The organism is Pseudoalteromonas sp. MMG024 (assembly GCF_021654175.1).
Lineage (GTDB): Bacteria > Pseudomonadota > Gammaproteobacteria > Enterobacterales > Alteromonadaceae > Pseudoalteromonas.
Genome location: NZ_JAKFZO010000012.1, coordinates 108,089 through 132,665, shown reverse-complemented (window position 1 = coordinate 132,665; position 24,577 = coordinate 108,089). Strand labels below are relative to the sequence as shown.

Below are 24,577 nucleotides of genomic sequence, written 5' to 3'. Positions count from 1 at the left end.
GGGATTATTTTGTATGGCTGGCATGTATTTAGTGTCGGATGCTGAATTTACATTTGAGATTACTCGCACACTTAATTTTAAACTGTTTGTACTTGCCGTTTTGCTTGGGGTAGCGATTGCCCTTGCAGGTGTTATTTCATTTCGTAAAGAGAGTACAACGGTAAACCCACTTAAACCTGAAACCGCCTCAAGCTTAGTCACTAGCGGCATTTTTCAATATACGCGAAACCCAATGTATTTGGGTATGGCTGTAGCGATTTTAGGCTTTGCTATTTTACTTGGCAGTTGGTTAAGTTTGTTAGGTGTTGTGGCATTTGTATTGTTTATTGAGCGCTTTCAAATTAAACCGGAAGAAGCCGCGTTAATAGAGTGCTTTGGTGAGCAATTTATCCAGTATAAAAAACACATTCGCCGTTGGTTATAAGTTAGACTCTTCTTGCTTCGGGCTAACCTTTATTCGTTCCAGTATTTGCAGTAAAATGCCGCCAAATTGATTGGAGGTTGTATGAAGTTTGTTCGTTGGCTATTAGGCCGCATTATTATATTTTTTGATTTTATTACAACACCACGAGGTGTTAAGCGCGATGCACAGCTGCAAGCTGAAATAGACACAAAAACCCAAAACTTAAGCTTATATCAATTCAAAGCGTGCCCGTTTTGCGTAAAAGTACGCCGCGCCATGAAGCGCAATAGCTTAAATATAGAATTGCGCGATGCAAAAGCCGAAGGTATTCACCGTGAAACACTTGCAGCAGAAGGCGGTAAAGTAAAAGTGCCGTGCTTACGTATTGAGCAAGACGACAAAGTAACATGGCTTTACGAGTCTAACGATATTATTGCCTTTTTAGAAAATGAAGTAGCCAATAAAGCTGCTTAATTTTCAATAAGTAGTAAAGAGTTTTACAAAACGCAGCTTCGGCTGCGTTTTTTGTTTTTTCATGCGTCATATGTAATATGTCACAGTGTTGTTTTGCTTTTTGTTATGGAGTGACGAATGAAATGGCTGATATTACTCTTATTTTTTCCACTGAATTTATATGCGAGTCAATGTGGCAAAGACATGGATAAATCCTTAGTAGGTGGTGGGTGTGTTTGCCCTATTGGCAAGGATTGGCGTTACGGCCAATGTGTCAGCTACGGCTTGCCCGAATTTGCCATTGATAATGGCGAAGGCGGGTGACAATGCATTGAAGGCTATGTTCAAAAAGATAAACGCTGTGAAAAGTACATTTTGCCGGTAGCAGATAGTAAACTTGTGAAAGTAGCAGTACATGATTGTGATGGCACAACAACGGGTAAATGCAAATTACCTAAACAAATTCAAAGCTACATATTAAAGAAACAAAAAACGCAGCTCTAGGCTGCGTTTTGCTATTAAAGCGATTAATTAGCTTTTTTCTTCCACTTGCTTTGCAACTGGCTTGCTTTTTTAGCGGAGGCTTTATCAAAAATACCTAAGCGAATGCGAATAAAGTGAAAGATTTCGCGCGGTACATCAATATCGACCGCGTTTTCTAATCCTTCAAAACCAGGCGATGAATTCGCTTCGCAAATCTTAAAATGTTCTTGATCGAATAATAAGTCTATACCTGCTACATCTAAGCCAAGCACATTGGCAGTTTGTGTGGCAAGCCATTCAATTTCAGGCGTAATAGGGTAAAGTTTACCCACGCCGCCTAAGCTTACATTTGCTTTAAAGTTTTCGCCGTTTGAGTTGCGTTCCATACAGGAAATTGCACGGCCACCTATGGTAAATACGCGTAAATCTCGGCCATGGCTGGCTTTTACAAACTGCTGAAGAATAATGTTTGCTTTTGGACTTGTTGCTTCGATGAGTTGCATTAAGTCATCAAACTCACCGGGTGATTTTGATAAAAATACCCCGCTGCCTTGTGAACCCGAAAGGGTTTTAACAACAACAGGGAAACCAATTTGCTTTTCAACTAGCGCCACATTTACTGGGAACTTAACCAGCATAGTATCGGGTGTTGGTAAATTTTTCTCAGCTAAGATTTGTTGAGCAAATAATTTGTCTTTTACCACTTCAATAGAATGTGAGCTGTTTACGCAGTACACACCTAGTCGCTCTAAGTGACGAACAACAGCAAGGGTAAAGTAGGTTGTGCCAGCACCCATACGCGGCATTACAAAGTCAGGCAGCTTCTGACGCTCACCATCGATTAATATACTTTTTTCGTCATCACGGGTTACCGTAAGATCAAACTGTTCAGGCGAGAAAGCTTGAAGATCGATGTTTTCTTCTTTTGCGACTTCAACTAAGCGATTAACTTCATATGCTTCTTGACGGAGTAGTAAATCATTGTGTTTGTAAATTATCCAACCACGCATTAGTAATTACCTTCTAATTCATTAAATGCGTTATCAACATTGGCTTTAACTGAACTACTTAGCGTATGAAATCGTTTGCTTTGAGTAGCCGATTTATACTTGTGCCACAAACTCTCTAATAGAGTTTCGGGGTCTCGTTTTGTAACGCACATAGCCACAAAATTCTCTTCAGTGTGATTTTGTGGCTCTGCTAGTTGATGTTCTAATTGAAATAATCGCTTACCGATGGCTGTTAACAATTCTGCTTCTTGAATTGTAAAGTGGCCGCTACGGTTAAATCCTTGTGGAAAATTCAGGTCATCATAGAAATTGCTTGTTTTTACAAAACCATGTAATAAGTCCATATGAGATACTCATGTTGACAACTTTGCCCATTTTGGCGGAGTATGCGTGAATTGTGTTTACTAAGTACAACAATAAAAATTTATCGTCACGATAAGAGATGCTGCTTTGGATATAGAATTAGTTAAAAATTTATAGAAGTAAAAAATTGTCGCCATTTTGGTAAGGCGGCTGAAAACTTATATTTAACGCAAGCTGCTGTAAGTTCGAGAATTCGCCAGCTTGAGCAGTATTTTGGCGTAGAGCTATTTATTACGCAACCGTAATAATATTCAGCTAACGCCTGCGGGCGAACGATTTGTTTCGCATGCCGAAGTGATGATGCAAACATTGCGTATGGCTAAACAAGATGTGGCACTAACCCAAGACCAAGTGACGCAAATCTCTATCGCAGGTACGCCGAATACGTGGGATACCTACATTCATGATGCGATTTCAAAAATATACGCGACGCAACCCGATGTGAGCTTGGTGGCTGAAATTTTAGCGCGAGAGCAGATTACGCGACAATTGTTAGAGCGCTCACTAGATATCGCAATCATTTTTGATCCGCACACAGCGGAAGAGCTAAAAATTGAATTACTGCATACTTTTGCATTAATCCCGGTATCAACTTCAAGCGAACCAATTGCTAGCCCAAGTGATGTAACCCGTTATATACGTGTTGATTGGGGAACTAATTTTACTGCATGGCATGGTAAAGAGCTTAAAGGCATGGCTACACCATTAATGCGAACCAGTACAGCACGTATCGCTCTTGATTTAAATTAGACGCATTACCTGAGTTTAATCGTGACGTGTATATTGCGTATCATAAAGAAAATGAGCATGCACAAAAGCTACACGCTATTCGCCGTATGTTAGGTAAAGAAGAGCCTGAAGCTCCCACTATTATTGTGCCTTAATCTCGATAAATATTGGGTAAATAGATTTCCATATTAGTGTCAGGGAATTTAGGTGCTTTAAAACCAAATTGTTGGTAAAGCCCATGCGCATCTTTAGTGGCAAGGGTGAAACGCCTTAAACCTTGTAATTTTGGATGTTCAACGACTGCTTTTATGAGAGTTTTGCCAACTCCTAAGCCTCGGTTATCGGGTAAAACAAACACGTCGAGCAAATTAGCAAATGTCGCATAGTCACTTACTACCCGTGCAAATGCGAGCAATTCGCCGTCTTCATTCTTTATAGCAAAGCATAATGAGTTGCTTAACGCCGTTTTTAATGTGCGCTTTGGAATATTTAAACACCAATATGCATGAAGCGATAAAAACTGGTGAATGTGCTCAAAATCATGCTCATCAATTGTGTGGCACACCTTCATATTGTTTGCTCCTTAATAAAAGATAAGTGGTAATGTGAGTAGCAGCAGACTCGCCATAACTACATTAAAGCGTTTTAGCTTTTGTGGATTTTGTAAAAAGCCCTTTAAGTAACGACCAACAGCTACCCAAAAAAACGAGCAAGGCAAGGTTGCCAAGTTAAATACGATTACGCCTAGCAAAGCTGATGGCCAATATTGTTCATTTGGTAAAGTGAGCGCGGTAACTAAAGTGAGTAACATTGCCCATGATTTAGGATTCACCAATTGAAATAGCGCTGCTTGGCTAAAGGTCATTGGGGAGGCGCTACTGTTACTGCTATTTGGCTTACCACGAGCAATCTTAATCGCTAAGTAAATAATGTAGCTGGCGGCAAATACACTTAATACTTGATGCAGCATTGGATATTGCTCAAACAGCTTGCCAAGGCCAAGCAACATAGCTAAGTGCATACACGTCATGCCGATACGAATGCCCACAATATGCGGCAGCGTTTTACGAAAACCAAAATTCGCCCCTGAGTAGGCGAGCAGAATATTATTTGGCCCAGGTGTGAGTGTGGCACTAATGCTAAATAGTATAAGTGCAGGCAATAATGATAATACTGTGCTGGTTTCCATTTTGATCCTCTAATTGTATCAATACAATTTCATGTTTATTTATATTGTTAGCAATGGCATATTGTTTAAAAAGGATCAATTTAAATATTGTTATGAATACAATTTGGTTGCCAGATGTGGCAGAGTACCAAAAGCTCTGCAAATTAAGTTCAAAATATCAATCGCTTGCAGATTTAATTGAACGTGTCGCTCAATCTGGGGTAATTTCTGCAGAGCAAAAGTTGCCAGCACAACGAATTTTGGCCGATCACCTTGGTGTGACTCATGGCACGGTTACGCGTGCCTATGATTTACTTGTTAAACGCGGCATTGCTACGGCAAAACTTGGGGCAGGCACGTTTATAAAAGCGCAGTCAGTTCACTTGGATGAATTAGACGATACCGATTTTTCATCGAGCATGATGCCGCTTATGGGGCAGCAAAATGTATTGGCCGAGCAAATGCGCAAGCTAGCAAATAACGCCTCTGCGCTGACAGATATTTTGCGCTACAAACTCAATGGCAGCGATGAACTGCAAAGAACGTTTAAAGCTTGGTTAAACGATAAAGGATTGCAAATTGGTAAGCAGGAACTGATTTTTTGCCAAGGTGCTCAGCAAGCGATTTACAGTGTGCTTGCTGCATTGTGCCAAGCTGGCGACACCGTGCTTCACGAGGAAATGTGTTATCCGGGCTTTTATCAAGCGTGTGATTCACTCGGTTTAAATACTAAACCGATTGCTCTTACGCCCGCAGGTATCGATTTAAATGCCCTTGAGGCTTATTGTAAGTCGCATAAGATAAAAGCGATTTACATAACACCAAACTGCCAAAACCCCACCAATATTCGCTATGACCAAACAACGCTAGATGGACTACTTGCACTCAGTCAGCGTTACAACTTTTTTATTCTTGAAGATGACGTTAACTATTGTTTGCCTGAAAACTGGCGTTTACCGCTTTGGCAAACAGCCAATGACAGAGTGTTTTATATTGGTAGTTTTTCAAAATACTTTGCTGGTGGCCTACGGGCAGGATACTTAATTGCGCCATTTTTGTGGCAGCAAGCAGTTCTTAAGCAAATTCATAGCCAGTGTTGGTCGGTATCTATGATGAATTTTGAGTTGTTAGCACTTGCACTAAATGATGATGAATTTAAACGGAACCAATTGCAGCTTGCAGATGAAGTAAGCGCGCGCATCAACTTACTACGAGCGCTTTTTGAAAAACATGGCTTAGCGGCGGTGTTTTCGGGTTTAAATGTGTATTTACCACTGCCGGATCATATCAATATGTTCTCACTGGCAAATCAATTAAAAGCAAATCGCGTGATTGTGCGAACCGTTGATGTATTTACACGCAATGGCAATGCGAATTGTAACGCACTTAGATTTACTTTGGGCGGCCCCAGCTCACGACAAGCATTTGAACTTGGCCTTGCTCGGGTTGATCAAGTGCTACGGCATCGTGATGGTGGTATTGAAGTGGTCATTTAGCTTAAAAAAGTGTGGGAATGACTTCGAAAAATAGCCGTGGTGTGCTATCTTTTCGCCAATTTTATCGCTATCGATTTATAAGAGACATTTGATGACAATTCGTACACGTGTTGCACCGTCACCAACCGGTGATCCGCATTTAGGAACGGCCTATATTGCACTATTTAACTACTGCTTTGCGAAACAGCAAGGTGGTGAATTTGTACTGCGTATTGAAGATACAGACCAAGTGCGTAGCACGCGTGAATCAGAACAAGCGATTATGGACAGCCTTAAATGGTTAGGTCTTAACTGGGATCATGGTCCAGATATTGGTGGTGAGTTTGGCCCTTACCGTCAGTCTGAGCGTTCTGATATGTACAAAAAATTTGCTCACCAATTAGTTGATGAAGGTAAAGCGTTTTACTGTTTTGCCACAGCTGAAGAACTTGACCAAATGCGTGAAGAGCAAATGGCGGAAGGTCTTCGTCCTAAGTATGACGGCCGTGGTTTAAACTTGTCTGAAGACGAAATTAAAGCAAACCTTGAAGCGGGTAAGCCTTACGTTATCCGTATGAAAATTCCTGCTGAGGGTTCTTTTAAGTTTAACGATTACCTACGTGGCGAGATTGAGATCCCGTGGGAAAACGTAGACATGCAGGTGCTTTTAAAAGCGGATGGTTTCCCAACGTATTTCTTAGCCAATGTAGTAGATGATCACCATATGGAAATTAGCCATATTTTCCGTGGTGAAGAGTGGATTAACTCGGCGCCTAAGCTATTAAAGCTTTACGAAGATTTTGGCTGGCAGCCGCCAGTATTGGGTCACTTACCACTACTGCGTAACCCTGATAAGTCAAAATTATCTAAGCGTAAGAACCCAACATCGATTAATTATTATAAAGAGATGGGCTTTTTACCAGAAGCATTGCTTAACTACCTTGGCCGTATGGGTTGGTCAATGCCAGATGAGCGTGAAAAGTTCACGCTTGATGAAATGATTGAACACTTTGATATGAAGCGTGTATCACTCGGTGGTCCAATTTTCGATATCGACAAGCTTAACTGGTTAAACGGTTTATGGATCCGCGAAAACTTATCTGACGAAGAGTTAATGGCGCGTTTCTTTGACTGGAAATTTAACCCTGAGTTACTTGCTAAAGTATTACCGCAGGCAAAAACGCGTATTAATACGTTATCAGATTTAGTTGATTTAGCTGGTCACTTTGTTGCAGGTACACCAGAATATGACCCAGCACTACTTACAGCAGGTAAAGTAGAAGAAGATGTGGTACGTGAAGCATTACAAATTTTCATTTGGGAATTAGAAGCACTGCGTACTTGGGAAAAATCAGAGATTTTTGCCATTGCAAAAGCGGTTGCAACGCACTTTGAGCTTAAGATTAAAGATTTCTTAGAGCCAATTTTTGTTGCGATTACAGGTAAAACATCGTCTACATCGGTTGTTGATGCAATGGAGATTCTTGGTTCAGATATGTCGCGTGCACGTTTACGTGTAGCGTTAAACCATATAGGTGTTTCTAAGAAGCAAGCGAAGAAGCTAGAAAAAGCCTATAAGGCGTACCAAGCGCAATAATAATTACGTTTTAATTTATTGTTTTTAAAAGCCAGCATTATGCTGGCTTTTTACATTTTATTACTTTTGTTTTCTGGGTCTTTTCCTTAATTTAGGTACGATATAGCCAATTTAATTTTCCGCCTAAATACATAGGGATATGTTATGAAATATGGTTCGTTTTTAGCGCTATTTGGAGCTTTGTTACTACCTAATATAACAATGGCTAACAATCAGAAACAGGGGCAATATTTTATCAATTTTGGTGTTGCTTCTAACTATTACAATTACAACAGTAAGGATGCTAGAGACGAGCTCGACCAAAACCTGGAAGAGCTATTAGATGAGTATGATTTAAGCAGTGACGATGCTGATATTGTTAATGCAAATGTCGGTTTGGGTTACTATCTGACTAACGATTTTGCTGTACGTGCTAATTATACCTATGGCATAGAGTTGGATTGGCTAGATTGGTGTTTTTTCGATTGTACCAATAATGTTTATCATGACAGCGATGCAAGCATTTTAACTTTAGATGGTATTTATCATTTTTATCATATTAATGAACAATTATCGTTTTATGGTATTGCTGGATTGGCTCTCACACGCGTCTCCACCAAACTTTCTTACTGGCGAGAAAATCAACGCGAAGTGATAGCACGCGATAACTCAACCAATTTAGGGGCTAATTTAGGCCTAGGTTTACAGTATGACTTTGCTCGCAACTGGGCCCTAAAAGCGGGTTATAGCCACCACACCTTCTTATCAATGGATAAATATTACCTGAATATGGAGTGGCGTTTTTAGGTACGCTCTATCACCCTTAACAGGTATGACCAATTATTAAGAAAAACGCTGATAAAATGCGCGGCCAAGTTAAAATTGAGGTTATTTTATGTTATCTGGTTTCTATCAAGAGTCTGAAGGAAAAGTATCGTTTACCCGTGATCAGGCAAGCCGTTTTGCAAAACTGATTGCTGACGATTACAACCCACTTCATGACATTGATGCAAAGCGTTTTTGTGTGCCAGGTGATTTACTTTTCTCAATGGTGTTAAACAAGTACGGTGTAAGTGAAAAAATGCACTTTACTTTTGCAGGTATGGTTGATGAAAAAGTATCGCTTACTTTTCCTGATGCTGATAGTGATATTGCATTAACACAAGATGAAAAAGTGTACTTATCGGTAAACCGTGAAGGTGATACGTCAACCTGTGAAGAGTTAACTAATAGCCTAATTAAAAACTATGTAGAGTTTTCTGGTAAGGCGTTTCCTCATGTGATTATTCCATTAATGGGTGAGCAAGAGGTGATGATTAACCCTGCACGCCCTATGGTGATGTACGAGTCAATGTCGATTGAGTTCTCTAGCCTAGATGTTAAACAACCGGTATTAGAGTTTGTGACGCCTGAATTTGAGCTAATAGGAAAACGTGGAAAAATCACGCTGCCATTTGTTTTTAAAGATGGCGATAAAGTGATTGGTAAAGGCGAAAAGAATATGCTGGTTTCAGGCATTCGTGAGTATTGCCAAAAAACAGTAGATGAATTAATTGCTTATTACAATCAGCGTAAAGTTGATTTAAAGCCAGCGTAACGCACAATATTTGAAACAGGCGAGCATTTAGCTCGCCTTTTTTAGTTCTTCTTCTAATGATTGGGTGAGTTGCTCTAGCGCTTTAATTTTCTCTTTCGCAAATTCAATTTGAGAGGCATCAAGTTGTTGGTTTATGCCTTTTACTAACCAAGAGTTTAACAGTTTTACTTTGTCTTTGGCGGCTTGAATATACGCTGTTTTTAACGCGATTTCTTGTTCATTCTCATACGCTAAGTAAGCCTCGTGATCATCTAAATCACCGGTAAATGTTGTCTCTATCTTAGTTGGTGATATCGGCGGAATATCCACTTTAACATGCGTTTTTATGGGGCTGATTGGTGTTGTTTTTAATCTGCTGTTAACGGTTAATACTGGTGCTTTTGTTTCAATGGTTTGTATTTTTTCTGCGGGTTTTACACTTGAATGCACGGTTTTTGGAGTATTAATTTCAGTATATGTATTTGGGCTCATTGGCAAATTGCTAAACCAACTAAGCGCGATAATCAACCCTATAACTATGCTAGCAAATAGTAGTTTTAATTTCATAATTGGCCGCCTTTTAGCCATTGATTTTTAGCAGTGGCATATTGCTTTTTAGCCAGTGTTGTTGCAAGCGCGGTCTTCGCCTGATAAACAACGGTCTCACTGCTCTCTAAGTAGTAATCATATTTTTTATCAAATACTTGAATTATCACCCATTGGTTTTTAGGTGTGCGTAAAAGCGTTGGACCTTGTTTTGTTGATAAATTAAATGCAGCTTGATTAACAAAATTAGTGTTAAGTGCTTGACGTTTTATAACAGCTTTTTTGCTATTCAGTTGCTGTGGCAGCGCACTATTTTTGTAGGCGGCTTGTGCAGATTCTTGCGAGCTAAAGATTAGCGACGCGGCTGTTACTTCTGAGCTATAGCGAAATTGCTGTTTATTTTGTTGGTAGTATTTGGCAATTTCAGATGCTGAAATTTGTTGTTTCAAACTGTCGAGGTATGGGCTTTCATTATGCATACTGGTTTTTACACCAAGGTAGTTAAGCAGTGCAGGCGTGATAGCTTGACTTGTAATGAGTGACTCGAGCACCGGCCAGCGAATATTTGGGTTCTGATGCTGTTGCTTAATGGTTTGGTAATGGGTTTCTACTTTTACAAGTTCAGTTAGTTGTTTTACGTCCCCTTGGTGCAAGTTAAAGCGCGCTTGCATGGATGCATCATTGTAGGCATCTGCCAATGTATAGTTTGTAGTTAAGGGCTGAGTTAACTTAGCTAAAAGTTGCGTTGTTGCTACGCCATTATGAGGGTAGTTACCCATTAGCTGTTTTAGTTCAGTACTGCTAAGAGTAATGTTTGGTGCTGAAGCTTTAGCACTACCATTATCTAATAAGCTGATCATATAGCGTTTTTTATGGTAGTTAGTGCTAAAGCCAACACTTGCAACACGCTCCAATAATTTTGGTGCTTTTTGTTTAGCGAGGGCAAGATGAAAGTACAGGGTTTCAAGCCTTTGTTGTGTTTGCTGCTTGGATAATTGCTCGCCTTGCTTGATATAAAACTGGTTCATAAAAGCAATTTCATCGTTATTAAATTGCACATTAGCGTGTGCAAAGCACGCTAAAAGCGTGCTTAATAATACTAAAAACTTCATTTATAGCTGTACCACGGCATGATTAAGTAAATGAACTACCATAGCAATGGCATGTGGGATCACAACTTGCCCGGTATTTACACGGTCGTAGTGATCTTTTGAGTTAAGCACAATGCCACCTTGTGAATATGAAAGCGCACCACCTTGAGTAAGAATAGGGCGGATATCTTGCTGGCTTGCATCAAGTGTTGCGTAGTATTCAAGTGCTTGGCTGACTTTACTAAAATCGTTTAGTTGCTCTTTGTCGTAGTAATCTTTTACCCACGATTCCCAACCAGAGTGATTTAACGCAGATGTTACCCAAGTATGGTGAGGTTGCAGTAAGTCAGTGGTGTGAAATACAAATCCTAGGATCTGTGGGTTTTTGCTTTCAATAAACTTTTGAAACCAATATTGACCCAAATGATCAATTGGTTGGAACGGCATTTCTTCAAAGTCATCATACATGTTGTAGTGTGAGTGACCATCAATGCGGTAGTTTGCTTCAGTAATGCCGTAGCTATTGTATTTAGTTGAGTCAGAACCAAACCAACCGGTTTCGCCACCGCGGCCATCGTCCAAGTAATCGCCTTTTAACCAAGTGGCGGCTAAATTATCAATGTCACCCCATACCGTAAGTTTTTGGTAGTTGTAACCACCAAAGTCATTGCCGTGTTGGTCGGGCCCTTGTGTATGGTTTTGAAAGTGCCAGTAGCTAGTGTACTTTACAATGCTTTCAGCTGCGCCCCAAATAGGCGCTTGTACGCAAGAGCCTGTGATTGCGCCACAAAAGAATGTATCTTCAAAATCATCAACGTCGTAAGCAGCTTGACCAAGTAAGTTAGCCAACTGAGCAACTGACAAGTTAAGTTGAGACGCCCATGCGGACAACTTGGCATACTCAGTAGAACTTGGGTTTTGTTGCATGTAGTTTACTGCATCAATAACAATGCGTTTGTGTGTTTCTTGTGAGAAGGCGTTCGCTTGTTGGCTTGCGCAAGCAATTGCACCAGCAACAAGTAGTGAGATAGCGTTGGTTGTCATGTGTACCCTTATTTTTGTTGTTAATAAAGGTACTAAGTTAAGTGTTTAGTTTTACAGCTAATTTACAGTTTAATGAAGTATTTACTCTATATCTTATGTGAGCAGAGCGAAATATTTTCATTTGGTGTAAGCGGTTTAAATGTGAGGTTTATTTAATTGGCCAAGTTAACATACTTATTAGCAGACATAAAAAAACCGCGAATTTCGCGGTTTTTTTATTTTTGGCTTGTTAGCCAGCTAAGGAATTGGCGTGCGTCGCTTTTGTTTTCGAAATCAACGCGTTGATTGCCTGACTTATCTTCGAAAGTCACCTTGCTTTTGTTGATGGATGCAAAGTCCACAGGCAATGCCACATGGATTTTGGATCCTTGATATAAATAGTCCATTTTCGACTCTCTTATCTAAGTGTTTAGGGTAAACACTGGTTTTACAAGTACAGCCACTGGATCAGGGTGCCTGCGATTTCCATTAACTTAATACAGAGTTATGACGTTTTAATGACGTTAAAGTTCATTATTACACACTATATTTTCAAAGTGATTCACCAATATAGTGCTTTGTAGATGCTTGAGGTAAGGACATTTGTCCTTAAGGGCGTTTAAAAAACGCCCAGTAGGAATTTTCAGCCTATTTGAACTCTAACTTACCTTTCATAATCGCCCAGTGGCCTGGGAATGAGCAGAAAAATGAATAGTCGCCACCAGCTTTTAATTTGCCGGTTGCAAAAGTGAGTGTGGTTGTTTCGCCGCCACCGATTACTTTGGAATATCCATATACGCGCTCATCGCCTTGCTTTACATATTGGTTATCGATTCCTGATGACATACCGTCTGTTGCAACAGCCTGGATATTTGCTGTGTCTACAACTACAACGTTATGACCCATAGTCTGAGCAGGTAATTTACCAACGTGCTTTAACTCAATGCTAATTTCTTTGCAGTCTTTAGAAAAGCTCAGTGTTTTTTGGTTGAATTGCATCATATCGTTGGCTTCGAGTGTAGCTTTGCACGAAGCTGATGCATTGGCAGAGAATAGTGCTCCTGCTAACGTAATAAACCCTAACTTAATTAAATATTTCATATGTTTTCCTATCTAATGCTATTGATAATCGTTTTCATTTTATATTTTGGCAACTGACTTGCAAGGTTTTGTTTCAATTAATAAATGGTAAAATGCCTTGTCTTGATACACGTCAGAATAATTTAAAGGTTTTACGCGCATGAAATTACAAGAGATCAACAAAGCTCGTTATCGCAATCATTTAAATAAAGTGATTGTTGGCTGCATTGCTGCACTCGTTGTCGGCAGTTTGGGTATTGCACAAGGGCTCATCGCCGTTTTACCGAATGAGCAAGGGGGTCATTTTCACTGGAACCTTGCAGGAGTCGTGATTAGCTGTTTAGTGATTGGTAGCGTGTTAAAAAAATATAAGCATCACGATTTTATGACAGAAGTGACTTATGTTTGGGAGCTGAAAAAACAGCTAAATTACATAACCCGAAAAATGCGTAAGTTAAAAGCAGCTGTTGAGGAAGGCGATGTTATCGCCATGCAGATAATTAACTACTCATATGCCGGTTCTCGCCAGCTTTGGCAGCTTGATGACAATACGATAACGATGGAAGAGTTAAGTATTTGGCAAGCTGAACTCGATGCAAAAGCCCGTGCAGTGAATGTTGTTCTTGATTCTGAAAAATATGATCCGCAAAGCCTTGCAAACTACTGACCGCTTGCTTAAATAAAAAATAAGTAGGGAGTTTTAATTATTTAACTCCCTTTTTATTTTTAAGCAAATACTTAGAGTTACAGGTGAAGTGATATCATTTCTCTATCTGCTTTGTTCATTTTACTAACAACCAATAAAAACGAATTGTCTATAAGGCGCTCAATTTCACCTTTTGGCATTGAACCATCAAGAATCACGGTATTCCAAAGTTTTTTAATAGTTGACAAGTATAACCCCATATTTATTTTAGCATTTTGCTGATATCAGAATTTTTATCTTTATAATTTATTGTAGTTTAAAATAGTATTTTTGAAAAACGAATAGGATTTGAAACAGAGTTGCATCTGCAATGGATTAAGTTATCAAGAGAGTGAAACTTTCAGATTCTCCCTATCATAGCTTTTTAAATATTAAGTGTTCTAATCGCAAAGTTAACATTATATATGGGCGATTCAATGCTTCAAAACGAGCTAAATTGATGTTGAGTGCATAATACTCAACATCAATTTAGATCATTCATGTGAATATATTAAAATTTCTTGTCGTCTTGTTTCAATCGCATAGGAAGCATTAAAACAATTACTTATTTTACAGTTTGTTTCGTTATTTCAAGAAGCCCCTGTTGGAATGAAATAACGGGCGCGTACCCAAGCTCTTCTTTGGCCTTTGTAATATCTAATGTAACTTCAACGGCACTTGTTGAATACTCTTGCATAGTTATTGGTAATAGCTTTATTTTAGGGAAAAACTTTCGACAATAATTATCCAACTTAGCCATAAATAGTAACATTGCACGGGGAACGCTTTTGGTTGGAGAGGTATATCCATAAGCTTCAATTAGAGATGAAACCATATTTTTAAAGGTTTTGTCATCATCATCACTTAAAAAATAAACCTCGCCAGGATTTCCACGAGAAATAGCACATTCAACACCAAAACAAAAGTTTGCTATATGTATTGTTGATGTTTTGTATTCTCCACCATTTATCCAAGCAAACTGGCCATTATTTACTGCTTTTAGTATTTGAGGGATAGCAGTTGTATCATCACGCCCCCAAATAAAACGAGGTCTCAAAACAATTACGTTAAATTCATCATTTGATGATTGTAAAGCTAACTCCTCGGCAAGGCGTTTTGTTTTAGAGTAGGAGCCCACAGAAACTTTAGGGTAAGGTATATTTTCTGTAGCTAAATGCAGTTCTTTACCAGTTAAGAGGACGGATTCAGTACTTATGTGAATGAATTTTTTTATACCAGCAGCTTTTGCCGCGTGCAAAAGTAACTCAGTCCCAACAACATTTGTATCATACTGTGATCGTGAAGCGTTCTTATGGTCTGTATCAGCCGCCGCATGAATAACGACATCATAGCCCTTAAGCTCTTTTTCAAGACCACTAGAGTGTAAATCTCCTTTGAAAATTCCAATACCTAACTCTTCAAGGCTCAATGACTTTTCCAAGTCACGAGAAAGCCCTGCAACTTTGTGCTCCTTAACAAAATGTTTTGCTAGGTTTCTACCTACATAGCCAGTAACACCAGTAATAAAGATCTTCACATATTTTCCTAAGTAGTAATTCTTTTTCCATAAAATAACAGGTGAACAAAATATGTCAATGTGTTCACCTGTGGCAAATGAACACTTGATGTAGAATTGTTCATATTTCATAATGTCAGCGGATTTAAAAATTATGAGACAGCATGATTTTACGTGAAGCTCAAAAGCTTATTCTTAAGTATGGTTATCAAAAAGTTACGATGACTGATATTGCAAACGCTTGTAATATTTCTAGAACCACGCTCTACAAGTCATATCCTAATAAAGAATCAATTATTGTTGGATTAATCAATGAAGCATTAGCAATAAATGTTAGAGAAACAGAAAAGCTTTTTACCGAAGAGCTGACATTTTTTAACAAGCTAACCCGTTTTTTTGACATTTGGACTATTCAACCAGCCGCTTCTGTTATTGACTTAGATACAGGTAGAGACATTTTATCAAATGTATCTAGCTATGCGCCTGCTGCGGTGGAAAATCATTATCAGGTTTTTGAAAAGATGCTTGGCGACATTATAAAAAATGAATTGGTTGATGAAGAAAAAATTACACATGATGACCTAGCTCATATCTTGACGATAGCTTCACAGGGCTTGAAATCTTCAGCAAAGAATATTGAGTACTTACAAAGGATGATAAGTGGGCTAGTTTCGATTGTTATTATGGCAGTTAAATAAAAGCTGCTAAACTTAATATATAATTATTAAAGCTTTATAAGAATAGACTGTCGGTCTTTTTTAGTCATTTTATTGACAACCAGCATGTAGGAATTATCAATCATCCGCTCTATTTCTCCTTGTGGAATAGAGCCATCGAGAATAATAGTGTTCCAAAGCTTTTTATTCATATGATAACCTGGAATAACAGCGTCAAAAATATCGCGTAGCGCAAGTGCCTCATCGGGGTCGCATTTTAAATTAATGCAATAGTGACCCGCCATTTTGCCATTTGTATCTTTCTCAGTACCGTTACCAAGCGATAAGGTCGCAAACATTTTATCTTTGACTTTAAAAACGTCTACGCCTTCTCCAAACGGTTGGCTTACACTCGTGAAAGGCTTACTCAGAAAATACTCTGTAACAGTGTGCTTATCCATTTTAAATGCCGAATTATATAGTTAGGGTTTTATCCTACTAATCAAATTGAGATAAAGTAAAGTCGCAGTAAGTGCTAATTTAAACTTTTAATTGCTTGCCCGATCCCATCTAGCGTTAGGGGAAACATGCGCTTTTCCATTAAGTGCTCAATAATGCCAATTGAAGGGTAGTAGTGCCAATATTGTTTCGGTTGTGGATTAAGCCAAACTACATTACTAAAGTGTTGCGTTATTCTTTCAAGCCATACTCTGCCTGGCTCTTCATTCCAATGTTCAACACTGCCACCGGAGTAATCAATTTCGTAAGGCCCCATCGTTGCATCGCCAACAAAAATCACTTTATAGTCGCTCGAAAAGCGGTTGATGATTGTTAAGGTATCCAATATGTCACTGTAACGGCGCTTGTTATCTTGCCATACGTTTTCATATAAGCAGTTATGAAAATAGAAAAACTCTAGGTGTTTAAATTCAGAGTGTGCAGCACTAAACAGTTGCTCACAGGTGTGAATATAGTCATCCATCGAGCCACCAATATCAAAGAACATAAGTACTTTTACGGCATTATGGCGCTCAGGTTTCATTTTTACATCGAGCATACCGCCTTGTTTGGCTGTTGCGCTAATGGTGTTATTTAAATCAAGCTCGTCACTTTCACCGCTACGGGCAAACTTTCTGAGCTTTTTTAGTGCGAGCTTCATGGTACGCGAGCTAATATCGGCGTCTTGATCAAGGTTTTTGAACTGGCGTTTATCCCACACTTTTACAGCACGGCGATGATTGTTGCCATCTTGCCCAATACGTATGCCTTCAGGATTATAACCATAGGCACCAAACGGGGAGGTGCCGCCAGTGCCAACCCATTTATTACCACCGGCATGCCTTTTTTGTTGCTCTTTTAAGCGTTCCGCCAAGGTTTTCATAAGGTTATCAAGGCCACCTAGGGCCTCAATTTTGTCTTTTTCTTCTTGGCTAAGGTGCTTTTCAAATTCCTTTTTTAACCACGCTTCGGGAAGTTGATGTTGGGTTTGCAGCTTAGAGAAAATATCAACAGCCTCAACCCCTTCAAAATATTCAGCAAAAGCGCGATCAAATTTATCAAACTGCGTTTCGTCTTTGACTAGGCATAGTTTTGCCAAGTGATAAAAGTCGTCGATGTTGGCAAATATGACCTGTTTTTTTAATGCATTAATTAAATCCAACAGTTCACGCACGCTCACATTTACGCGGTGTTTTTTTAATGTGAAAAAAAACGCAATTAGCATAAGTGTTAACGCTTAGCGAGAAATGCGAGTTTTTCGATTAGGCTTACATCTTGCTCATTTTTAAGCAATGCACCAAAAAGTGGCATAAGTCCGCCTTTTTGTGTTCTATCATGTAAGGTTTGTGCGTCTATTTCTTCGGCAAGTAATAATTTTAGCCAGTCGATTAATTCACTGGTGGATGGTTTCTTTTTAAGGCCGTTTACATCACGTAAGCCAAAGAAAACTTGTAGTGCTTGTGCAAGCAAGTCCTGTTTCACATTAGGGTGATGAACTTCAATGATCTGCGCCATTTCTTCTGCTGTTGGAAAGTTTATATAATGAAAAAAACAGCGGCGTAAAAAGGCATCGGGTAACTCTTTTTCATTGTTAGAGGTAATAATAACTATTGGGCGATCGATTGCTTTTATGCGCTGTTGTGTTTCATACACATAGAACTCCATTTTATCGAGCTCTAGCAGCAAATCATTTGGAAACTCGATATCAGCTTTATCAATTTCATCAATTAATAGAATAGGGCGTTTGTTCGCTTCAAAGGCTTGCCAAAGCTTACCTTTAATAATGTAGTTGCCAATGTCATGTACTTTTTCATCGCCGAGTTGGCTATCGCGTAAGCGTGATACGGCGTCATATTCATACAAGCCTTGTTGTGCTTTAGTTGTTGACTTTATATGCCACTGAATTAATTCAGTATCGAGTGCTTTTGCCAGCTCTTCGGCAAGCATGGTTTTACCTGTACCAGGTTCACCTTTGATTAAAAGTGGCTTTTCTAGCGTAATTGCAGCGTTTACCGACAGCTTAAGCGAATCTGACGCGATGTAATCTTGTGTACCATTAAATTGCACGGGGCACCTTTTGAAAATTAAACTGGTAAGATCTGTAAGTGTGTCATAATAAGTGATTAAGTAAAGGTCAAACTTGCAGCTAAAAGTAGTAAACAAGAGCAAATTAGTTTAGTTTTGTAGTATTCATCTTGGAGCAAGCATTGTGAAAATTAAATTTTATTGCTTTTTAAGCTTGTTGTTATTTTCAACTTGCTGTGTGTCACAACAAAAAGAGATAGAACCTCCAATTCGTTGGGCTACTGACTCTTGGCCAAACTACACAGATAAAGATGGTTCTGGGTTGTATCACGAATTAATGAGCAGTGTTTTTCACAGTGGACACGAACTTAATGTGCAGTATGCGCCTTGGCTGAGAGCACTTGAATTAGTTAAGTCGGGTAATGCTGATTTTACCGGCGCAATGCCGTTAAATAGCAACTATGTTATGTCGCAGCATATTGTTTTAAGCCAACCAATTTCTGTATTAATTAAAAAAGCCTATTTGGACTCTGAAATATTGACCCAGCTGCCCGAATTAGTTGGGGTTTGGCGTTCAGGGTATCGAAATGAATTACTAAGTGGTGAATTAAAATCTAAAGTGAAAGGCGTACCGACCGAAAGCACGGAGAGTGGTTTTAACTTAGTGCGTCACAATCGAGTTGACTACTTGATTGATGTTCGCACAATTTTAACGACGCATTTGGCTAAGCAGCCTGATAAATCGGAATTTGAATTAGTAGATATCGGCTCATTGAATTTGTACATGGCGTTTTCGAAATCTGAGCGCGGTAAACGAATAGCTAAACTGTTTGACAGTCGCGTTACTGAATTAAAAAAATCAGGAAAACTGGCTGAAATTTACAATAAGTACCAGCAAACGTTACCAAGCCAACTTTAACTAGTTAGATTTTTGTGTTTTTACGTTTCTGTCAACCTTATGCTCTACACATTACTGTGATTTAGCTTAAACATCAATTGTGGTATAGTTTCATGACTTTTTACTGATTTGACCGAGTATGAACTACATATCCCTTGATGATTTTAAATATGCGTGGGCATTTCGTCATCAACAACTGCCTATCGAAGAAAATTTACTCTCTAAAATAAAGCCAATGTCAGATAGTCGTGCAACAAATTTATGGTGCACATTTGTCAGCCGTGAAAAAGATCACCCTGATTTTTTCGACACTAAAGATTGGCCGGGTAATGGTAAAACATGGGGTAACTCAGTAAAGTGGGAATCAGCGTGGGATAATGACGAAGCGCTTCCTGAAGAAATTATTAATCACCTTGATTGGGATGAGAACACAACCGTTTATTATTGCTTATCGCGAAAGCATGTTATTGAAACTGATTGGCGTACATTTAAAGCGACGTGGTTAAATTTTCTGTTTATGAGCGATGGCTGTTTACTGATTGGTAAAAAACGCCATCAAGTTGCGCAGTTTTTAGAAACTGGTTATGCCAAATTAGGCAAGCGCGTCGATTGATGCGCTTGTTGCTTGTAACTATAACCTTTCATTTTACTCATTTAACGTCCGTTTTTCTCATCGCTTTCTGTCATACTGCTCACCTTACTTAATTAAGGTTAAGTTAAATTTCATTAAGCATATACTCTGATAAAGCAACTGCTTATATTACATCCAAATATAGAATCATGTACTATGGTTACTTAAGTGTATTTGGTGGGTTTTTTATAAGTGCAAACAGGGTGTAAAGAACAAACAGAGCTTTGGCGCAGTTCGTCAAAAAGCAATGCATATAATGCGTTGTGTAATACGTTTTATGTTCGTGAAATCCATCGTTTGAGTAAAGAGTCATTTAATAATGTAGAACGATTACAGCGTCGTTTTGCAAGCCTGCCATATTATATTGAAAAAGCCGCCAGTCATATTTTAGACGGCAATAGTCCGCTTACATTGGATACGCAAAATGGTAGTTGGATTGCAAAGCAATCGCGTAACCTACCTAAGTACGATTTAGAGAAAAACACGCTATTTTTTGATAAAAACGTCTTTGTTGGTTTAATTATTCCGGTTTTAGTATATGACGCTGAGTATTCAACTGTTAGAATCGATAGCATTGATGAAGTAACCGCGTCGGGTTTTCACTGCAATCAATTTGGTTGGGTTGATAAGGCTGGAAAATCACAAGAAGGTGTTGGTATTCAGGTATTAAAGCCAAGTAAAACTGCGTTTTCTGCGGCGTGTTGTGGCCATGTGTGGTTACTCGGCCGGGCAATAACACCCAGAGTGTTAACGCTACGCGAAATGTTACTTGCAGCACGAATTAATTGGCAAGACTTTAAACATCCATTTATAACTCAAAAATAGAAATTCACTATGCGATTATTTCAGTTAGCGCTTTTGTGTTTATTTGCAAGTTTGCAATACCAACTTTGGTTTGGTCATCACGGCGTCAAAGACTATAAAAAACTGCAGTCTGCCGTTACTCAACACACTAAAGTAAACGCTAGATTAGAAAAACGAAACAAATTACTGAAAGCCGATGTGGAAGACCTCAAACTTGGCCTTGAGGGTATTGAGGAGCGAGCACGCAACGAGTTGGGCATGATAAAACAAGGCGAAACCTTTTTTCGCGTAACACTTAAAAATGACAGATATTAATCCCTCTTTTGCATTTGTTGTTCCTGCCGCAGGTGTTGGGGCAAGAATGCAGTCCGATAAGCCAAAGCAATATATTCAACTTGGCGACAAAACGGTATTAGAACACACCATTAATAAGCTAAAAGCAACAATACCCAATGCATTGATTATTGTTGCGATCAGTGAAAGTGATGCTTATTTTCCAGATTTAACCTTTCCCGATAACGTTATAACTGTATTGGGGGGGAAGGAACGTGCAGATTCAGTATTAAATGCATTGAATTATCTAACAACTAATCATCTAGTTGACTGGGTTTTGGTACATGATGCCGCGCGGCCACTGGTTTTACCGAACGATATACGTACACTCATTTCACATTGTCAATCGCGTCACTGTGGTGGCATTTTAGCAAGTAAGGTGCGAGATACTATAAAGCAGGGAAGTGAGTTTGTTGAAACGACAGTACCAAGAGAAGCTCTTTGGCAGGCGCAAACACCGCAAATGTTTTTACTGAACGATTTAACCACGGCACTGACTAATGCTTTAAACGAAAACGTTGCAATTACTGATGAAGCCTCAGCTATTGAATGGGCTGGTGGAAAAGTACAATTAGTATCGAGCCGTGCAGATAATATTAAATTGACTACCCCTGATGATATTGCAATCGCAGAGTTTTTGATTGCGAAGCAAATTTTGGAGAACAACACATGCGAATAGGCCATGGTTATGATGTGCATAAGTTTGGCGGTGAAGGACCGCTAACAATTGCAGGCGTAAAAATTGATTATGAATTTGGTTTTTTAGCGCATTCTGATGGTGATGTAGCGATTCATGCATTGTGTGATGCAATTCTAGGTGCGTTAGCCCTTGGTGATATTGGCAAACATTTTCCAGATACCGCCGCAGAATTTGAAAACATCGATAGCCGAATTTTATTGCGTCATGTGGTGTCGCTAATGACTGAGCGCGGTTACCAAGTTGGCAATACTGATATCACTATTGTTGCTCAAGCACCAAAAATGGCGCCACACATAAATGCAATGCGTGAAGTGATTGCAGAAGATTTAAATATTCAAATCGACCAAGTGAATGTGAAAGCGACAACCACTGAAAAACTAGGCTTTGCTGGTCGTAAAGAAGGCATTGAAAGCCATGCCGTGGTGTTACTCGTAAATGGATAACTTAAGTTATTTATACGGCAAACCTAATTCGACCGCCGAATTTAAAACCAGTGCTGAAGATTTCCGAGTAGATGAAGAACTCGGTTTTGAGCTTAGCGGAAGTGGCGAGCATGTATGTTTACAGGTAATAAAGAAGGGAGAAAATACCCAATATATTGCTAAGCAAATCGCTAAAATTGCGGGCACACAAGCTCGCAATGTAAGCTACCCTGGCTTAAAAGACCGCAATGCGGTGACATCGCAATGGTTCAGCGTACCGGTGCCGATTAAAAAGCACATCGACTTTTCAGCGCTGAATAGCGACAGTGTGAAAGTAATTCAGCAAGTTAGGCATAATCGAAAGTTAAAAACAGGTTGCCATAAAGCGAACCGTTTTACGATTGCGCTTAGACGCTGCAGTATGGTTGAGGACGTTTTAACGCGCATTAATGCAGTTCGCCAAGGTGTGCCTAATTATTTTGGTGCGCAGCGTTTTGGTCATGATGGGCACAACTTAACGCTGGCAGAGCAGTTGTTCTCAGGTAAAGAAATCCACGACCGTAAGCTGCGTGGTATTGTTATTTCAGCTGCACGCTCTCATATCTTTAATCAAATTGTAAGCCAACGTATTGCGCAATATGGTATTGCAAAAACGATGGTCGAAGAAGTGTTCCTACTAGATGGTAGCAATGCCTTTTTTAAAGAGCGTATTAGCCTTGAAACAGTTAATCGTTTGGCTTGTGGAGATATTCACTTATCGGCACCTTTGGTTGGTAAAGGCGAGCAGGGCGTTACAGAACTTGAAAAAGAGTGGTTAGCACCATTCGCGAGCTGGCATGAAAGCCTTTCACAACTTGGTCTTAAAGCTGAGCGTAGAAATATGCGGCTTTATCCTGAAAAATTTGAGGTGCTTGAAGTCACGCAAGATATGATAGAGTTTAGTTTTAGTTTGCCGAAAGGGTGTTTTGCAACGGCCGTATTGCGTGAGCTTGCAGAGTGCCAAGATGTTTCTTTAAAGAATAAGGATAATAATGAAAATCTTGCTGAGCAATGATGATGGCGTAAATGCAAAAGGGATTGAAGTACTCTATCACGCCCTATCGCAGATAGCGGAAGTGGTGGTGGTTGCACCTGATCGAAACTGTAGTGGTGCAAGTAACTCACTTACCTTATTAAATCCGTTAAGAACACATCAATATGATAATGGTTTTATATCGGTTAACGGGACGCCGAGTGACTGTGTGCAATTGGCAATTAATAAGCTGCTCGATTTTACCCCAGATTTAGTTGTGGCTGGCATAAACAATGGCGCTAATTTAGGTGACGATACCTTGTATTCTGGCACGGTGGCAGCCGCCAGTGAAGGGCGCTTTTTAGGATTGCCAGCGATTGCCGTATCTTTGTGCTCAAAACAGGAAGCGCATTACGATACCGCAGCTGCCGTTGCAGTTTCCATTATCAAAGAAATAAAAGCGCATCCGCTTGGTCCGGACCAAATTATTAATTTGAATGTACCCGACATTCCGCTTGCTGATTTAAAAGGCATTAAGGTTACGCGTTTAGGCTCACGCCACAAAGCCGAAACTATGCAAGAACAAATAGATCCGTGGGGCCGAAAAATATATTGGTATGGTCATTTAGGTGAAGCGCAAGATGCTGGCGATGGCACTGATTTTTTTGCGGTAGCTAATCACTACGCATCAGTTACTCCGTTGACGGTTGATATGACGGCAAAATCAAGTATTGCCAAAATGGAATCTTGGGTTGAAGGATTGAATATTTCAGGTGTTAAATAATTATCGTCGTAGTGCGCATCAACTCGCGCAATTAGTTTATGAGCAAGGCATTCGATCTCAGCACGTATTGGATGCTATTGCTGCTACACCACGTCATTTGTTTGTAGATGACGTGTTAAAACACAAATCGTATCAAAACACCGCGTTACCTATTGGTTTGGGACAAACAATTTCTCAGCCTTTTATTGTTGCGCGTATGACCGAGCTTTTGTTACAGCTCACAGGTCCGAACGCCAAGGTATTAGAAATTGGCACTGGCTCAGGTTATCAATCCGCAATTCTCGCCCAGTGTTTTCGCTCGGTATATTCAGTAGAGCGAATTAAAGCATTGCAATGGCAAGCCAAAAGACGTTTACACCAGCTTGATTTATTCAATGTCACTATGAAACACGCTGATGGTTGGCAAGGCTGGCAATCTAACGCGCCTTATGACGGTATTATTGTTACAGCCGCAGCGAGTGAGTTGCCGCAAGCATTACTGGAACAGCTCAATGAAGGCGGAGTACTTATTTCTCCAGTAGGCGGTAATGAGCAACAGAACTTAGTTGCAGTGAAGCGTCAAGGTCATGAGTTTATTACGCAAACATTAGAACCTGTAAGATTTGTACCGCTGGTTGCTGGCGCAATTAATTAGGTG

The 24,577-nt window shown here is 39.6% G+C and carries 33 protein-coding genes and 1 pseudogene; 20 read left to right on the top strand and 14 right to left on the bottom strand.

The window, feature by feature from the left end:
• Positions 1–13 precede the first annotated feature (13 nt).
• From L1068_RS13355 to L1068_RS13345, 3 genes are all read left to right on the top strand, one after another.
• Positions 14–424 carry an isoprenylcysteine carboxylmethyltransferase family protein gene (locus tag L1068_RS13355; protein ID WP_237130677.1) on the top strand — a complete coding sequence of 137 codons (411 nt, stop codon included), beginning with the start codon at positions 14–16 and terminating at the stop codon, positions 422–424.
• Between the two features lie 81 nt (positions 425–505).
• Positions 506–877, top strand: a complete 372-nt coding sequence (locus tag L1068_RS13350) for a glutathione S-transferase N-terminal domain-containing protein (RefSeq protein WP_237130676.1) — start codon at positions 506–508, stop codon at positions 875–877.
• 117 nt (positions 878–994) lie between these two features.
• Entirely contained in the window at positions 995–1,180 is a 186-nt protein-coding gene (locus L1068_RS13345; protein WP_237130675.1) for a hypothetical protein, read from the top strand.
• A gap of 203 nt (positions 1,181–1,383) precedes the next feature.
• Here the strand turns inward: L1068_RS13345 and L1068_RS13340 are convergent, their stop codons facing one another.
• Both L1068_RS13340 and maoP read right to left on the bottom strand, forming a co-directional pair.
• Entirely contained in the window at positions 1,384–2,349 is a 966-nt protein-coding gene (locus L1068_RS13340; RefSeq protein ID WP_237130674.1) for a RimK family alpha-L-glutamate ligase, read from the bottom strand.
• Positions 2,349–2,693: a DUF413 domain-containing protein gene (gene maoP, locus L1068_RS13335; protein WP_237130673.1), complete on the bottom strand. Its 345-nt coding sequence runs from the start codon at positions 2,691–2,693 to the stop codon at positions 2,349–2,351. The genes L1068_RS13340 and maoP overlap by 1 nt, the downstream gene beginning before the upstream one ends.
• A gap of 132 nt (positions 2,694–2,825) precedes the next feature.
• Between maoP and L1068_RS22155 the strand changes: the two genes are divergently transcribed.
• Together L1068_RS22155 and L1068_RS13325 are read left to right on the top strand one after the other, a co-directional pair.
• Complete coding sequence (locus tag L1068_RS22155) at positions 2,826–2,957, top strand: LysR family transcriptional regulator (protein WP_237130694.1); 132 nt, start codon at positions 2,826–2,828, stop codon at positions 2,955–2,957.
• Between the two features lie 52 nt (positions 2,958–3,009).
• Entirely contained in the window at positions 3,010–3,462 is a 453-nt protein-coding gene (locus tag L1068_RS13325; RefSeq protein WP_237130672.1) for a LysR substrate-binding domain-containing protein, read from the top strand.
• A 130-nt stretch (positions 3,463–3,592) separates the two neighbouring features.
• Here L1068_RS13325 and L1068_RS13320 read toward each other — a convergent pair whose 3' ends face one another.
• Both L1068_RS13320 and L1068_RS13315 read right to left on the bottom strand, forming a co-directional pair.
• Positions 3,593–4,012, bottom strand: coding sequence for a GNAT family N-acetyltransferase (locus L1068_RS13320; protein WP_237130671.1), 420 nt, complete (start codon positions 4,010–4,012; stop codon positions 3,593–3,595).
• 12 nt (positions 4,013–4,024) lie between these two features.
• Positions 4,025–4,630: a LysE family translocator gene (locus L1068_RS13315; RefSeq protein ID WP_237130670.1), complete on the bottom strand. Its 606-nt coding sequence runs from the start codon at positions 4,628–4,630 to the stop codon at positions 4,025–4,027.
• Positions 4,631–4,722: 92 nt separating this feature from the next.
• Here L1068_RS13315 and L1068_RS13310 point away from each other — a divergent pair, with 92 nt between their 5' ends.
• The 4 genes from L1068_RS13310 (at position 4,723) to L1068_RS13295 (ending at position 9,257) form a co-directional block, all read left to right on the top strand.
• Complete coding sequence (locus tag L1068_RS13310) at positions 4,723–6,105, top strand: PLP-dependent aminotransferase family protein (protein ID WP_237130669.1); 1,383 nt, start codon at positions 4,723–4,725, stop codon at positions 6,103–6,105.
• A 91-nt stretch (positions 6,106–6,196) separates the two neighbouring features.
• Positions 6,197–7,681, top strand: a complete 1,485-nt coding sequence (gltX, locus tag L1068_RS13305; protein WP_237130668.1) for a glutamate--tRNA ligase — start codon at positions 6,197–6,199, stop codon at positions 7,679–7,681.
• A gap of 144 nt (positions 7,682–7,825) precedes the next feature.
• A complete protein-coding gene (locus tag L1068_RS13300; RefSeq protein WP_237130667.1) occupies positions 7,826–8,467 on the top strand; it encodes an outer membrane beta-barrel protein in 642 nt (213 codons plus the stop codon).
• Between the two features lie 88 nt (positions 8,468–8,555).
• Positions 8,556–9,257, top strand: coding sequence for a DUF3581 family protein (locus L1068_RS13295; protein WP_237130666.1), 702 nt, complete (start codon positions 8,556–8,558; stop codon positions 9,255–9,257).
• A 27-nt stretch (positions 9,258–9,284) separates the two neighbouring features.
• On the opposite strand, the gene L1068_RS13290 is transcribed toward L1068_RS13295, so the two are convergent.
• From L1068_RS13290 to azu, 5 genes are all read right to left on the bottom strand, one after another.
• Positions 9,285–9,803 carry a hypothetical protein gene (locus L1068_RS13290; RefSeq protein WP_237130665.1) on the bottom strand — a complete coding sequence of 173 codons (519 nt, stop codon included), beginning with the start codon at positions 9,801–9,803 and terminating at the stop codon, positions 9,285–9,287.
• Positions 9,800–10,894 (bottom strand): peptidylprolyl isomerase, encoded by a 1,095-nt coding sequence (locus L1068_RS13285; protein WP_237130664.1) that lies wholly within the window; start codon positions 10,892–10,894, stop codon positions 9,800–9,802. Before L1068_RS13285 ends, L1068_RS13290 begins: the two co-directional genes overlap by 4 nt.
• Positions 10,895–11,917, bottom strand: coding sequence for a phospholipase (locus L1068_RS13280; RefSeq protein ID WP_237130663.1), 1,023 nt, complete (start codon positions 11,915–11,917; stop codon positions 10,895–10,897).
• Between the two features lie 215 nt (positions 11,918–12,132).
• On the bottom strand, positions 12,133–12,303 hold the full coding sequence (locus L1068_RS13275) for a hypothetical protein (protein ID WP_010560955.1): 171 nt from the start codon (positions 12,301–12,303) through the stop codon (positions 12,133–12,135).
• Positions 12,304–12,544: 241 nt separating this feature from the next.
• Positions 12,545–12,997, bottom strand: coding sequence for an azurin (gene azu / locus L1068_RS13270; RefSeq protein ID WP_237130662.1), 453 nt, complete (start codon positions 12,995–12,997; stop codon positions 12,545–12,547).
• 139 nt (positions 12,998–13,136) lie between these two features.
• Here azu and L1068_RS13265 point away from each other — a divergent pair, with 139 nt between their 5' ends.
• Positions 13,137–13,643 (top strand): DUF3087 domain-containing protein, encoded by a 507-nt coding sequence (locus L1068_RS13265; RefSeq protein WP_237130661.1) that lies wholly within the window; start codon positions 13,137–13,139, stop codon positions 13,641–13,643.
• A gap of 77 nt (positions 13,644–13,720) precedes the next feature.
• Here L1068_RS13265 and L1068_RS13260 read toward each other — a convergent pair.
• Positions 13,721–13,858, bottom strand: a pseudogene (locus L1068_RS13260) (MmcQ/YjbR family DNA-binding protein); the annotation flags it as partial.
• A gap of 368 nt (positions 13,859–14,226) precedes the next feature.
• A complete protein-coding gene (locus L1068_RS13255; protein WP_237130660.1) occupies positions 14,227–15,309 on the bottom strand; it encodes an NAD-dependent epimerase/dehydratase family protein in 1,083 nt (360 codons plus the stop codon).
• Between the two features lie 32 nt (positions 15,310–15,341).
• Between L1068_RS13255 and L1068_RS13250 the strand changes: the two genes are divergently transcribed.
• A complete protein-coding gene (locus tag L1068_RS13250) occupies positions 15,342–15,875 on the top strand; it encodes a TetR/AcrR family transcriptional regulator (protein WP_237130658.1) in 534 nt (177 codons plus the stop codon).
• A 26-nt stretch (positions 15,876–15,901) separates the two neighbouring features.
• On the opposite strand, the gene L1068_RS13245 is transcribed toward L1068_RS13250, so the two are convergent.
• The 3 genes from L1068_RS13245 to L1068_RS13235 form a co-directional block, all read right to left on the bottom strand.
• Positions 15,902–16,294, bottom strand: coding sequence for an MmcQ/YjbR family DNA-binding protein (locus tag L1068_RS13245; protein WP_237130657.1), 393 nt, complete (start codon positions 16,292–16,294; stop codon positions 15,902–15,904).
• A 74-nt stretch (positions 16,295–16,368) separates the two neighbouring features.
• Positions 16,369–17,556: a VWA domain-containing protein gene (locus tag L1068_RS13240; RefSeq protein ID WP_237130656.1), complete on the bottom strand. Its 1,188-nt coding sequence runs from the start codon at positions 17,554–17,556 to the stop codon at positions 16,369–16,371.
• Positions 17,557–17,561: 5 nt separating this feature from the next.
• On the bottom strand, positions 17,562–18,398 hold the full coding sequence (locus tag L1068_RS13235; RefSeq protein ID WP_237130655.1) for an AAA family ATPase: 837 nt from the start codon (positions 18,396–18,398) through the stop codon (positions 17,562–17,564).
• A gap of 142 nt (positions 18,399–18,540) precedes the next feature.
• Between L1068_RS13235 and L1068_RS13230 the strand changes: the two genes are divergently transcribed.
• The 9 genes from L1068_RS13230 to L1068_RS13190 all read left to right on the top strand — a co-directional run bounded on the left by L1068_RS13230 (position 18,541) and on the right by L1068_RS13190 (position 24,574).
• The gene (locus L1068_RS13230; RefSeq protein WP_237130654.1) at positions 18,541–19,275 is read left to right on the top strand and encodes a transporter substrate-binding domain-containing protein; all 735 of its coding nucleotides are present in this window, start codon (positions 18,541–18,543) and stop codon (positions 19,273–19,275) included.
• 118 nt (positions 19,276–19,393) lie between these two features.
• Positions 19,394–19,867, top strand: coding sequence for a DUF2947 family protein (locus L1068_RS13225; RefSeq protein WP_237130653.1), 474 nt, complete (start codon positions 19,394–19,396; stop codon positions 19,865–19,867).
• A 210-nt stretch (positions 19,868–20,077) separates the two neighbouring features.
• The gene (locus tag L1068_RS13220; RefSeq protein ID WP_237130652.1) at positions 20,078–20,710 is read left to right on the top strand and encodes a hypothetical protein; all 633 of its coding nucleotides are present in this window, start codon (positions 20,078–20,080) and stop codon (positions 20,708–20,710) included.
• A 9-nt stretch (positions 20,711–20,719) separates the two neighbouring features.
• Positions 20,720–21,004 carry a cell division protein FtsB gene (gene ftsB, locus L1068_RS13215; RefSeq protein WP_237130650.1) on the top strand — a complete coding sequence of 95 codons (285 nt, stop codon included), beginning with the start codon at positions 20,720–20,722 and terminating at the stop codon, positions 21,002–21,004.
• Positions 20,991–21,701 (top strand): 2-C-methyl-D-erythritol 4-phosphate cytidylyltransferase, encoded by a 711-nt coding sequence (gene ispD, locus L1068_RS13210; protein ID WP_237130649.1) that lies wholly within the window; start codon positions 20,991–20,993, stop codon positions 21,699–21,701. The genes ftsB and ispD overlap by 14 nt, the downstream gene beginning before the upstream one ends.
• Positions 21,692–22,165: a 2-C-methyl-D-erythritol 2,4-cyclodiphosphate synthase gene (gene ispF, locus L1068_RS13205; RefSeq protein WP_010560939.1), complete on the top strand. Its 474-nt coding sequence runs from the start codon at positions 21,692–21,694 to the stop codon at positions 22,163–22,165. Before ispD ends, ispF begins: the two co-directional genes overlap by 10 nt.
• Positions 22,158–23,198: a tRNA pseudouridine(13) synthase TruD gene (locus L1068_RS13200; RefSeq protein ID WP_237130648.1), complete on the top strand. Its 1,041-nt coding sequence runs from the start codon at positions 22,158–22,160 to the stop codon at positions 23,196–23,198. The genes ispF and L1068_RS13200 overlap by 8 nt, the downstream gene beginning before the upstream one ends.
• The gene (gene surE / locus L1068_RS13195; RefSeq protein ID WP_237130647.1) at positions 23,176–23,940 is read left to right on the top strand and encodes a 5'/3'-nucleotidase SurE; all 765 of its coding nucleotides are present in this window, start codon (positions 23,176–23,178) and stop codon (positions 23,938–23,940) included. Before L1068_RS13200 ends, surE begins: the two co-directional genes overlap by 23 nt.
• Positions 23,930–24,574, top strand: a complete 645-nt coding sequence (locus L1068_RS13190) for a protein-L-isoaspartate(D-aspartate) O-methyltransferase (RefSeq protein WP_237130646.1) — start codon at positions 23,930–23,932, stop codon at positions 24,572–24,574. The genes surE and L1068_RS13190 overlap by 11 nt, the downstream gene beginning before the upstream one ends.
• Positions 24,575–24,577: the final 3 nt, after the last annotated feature.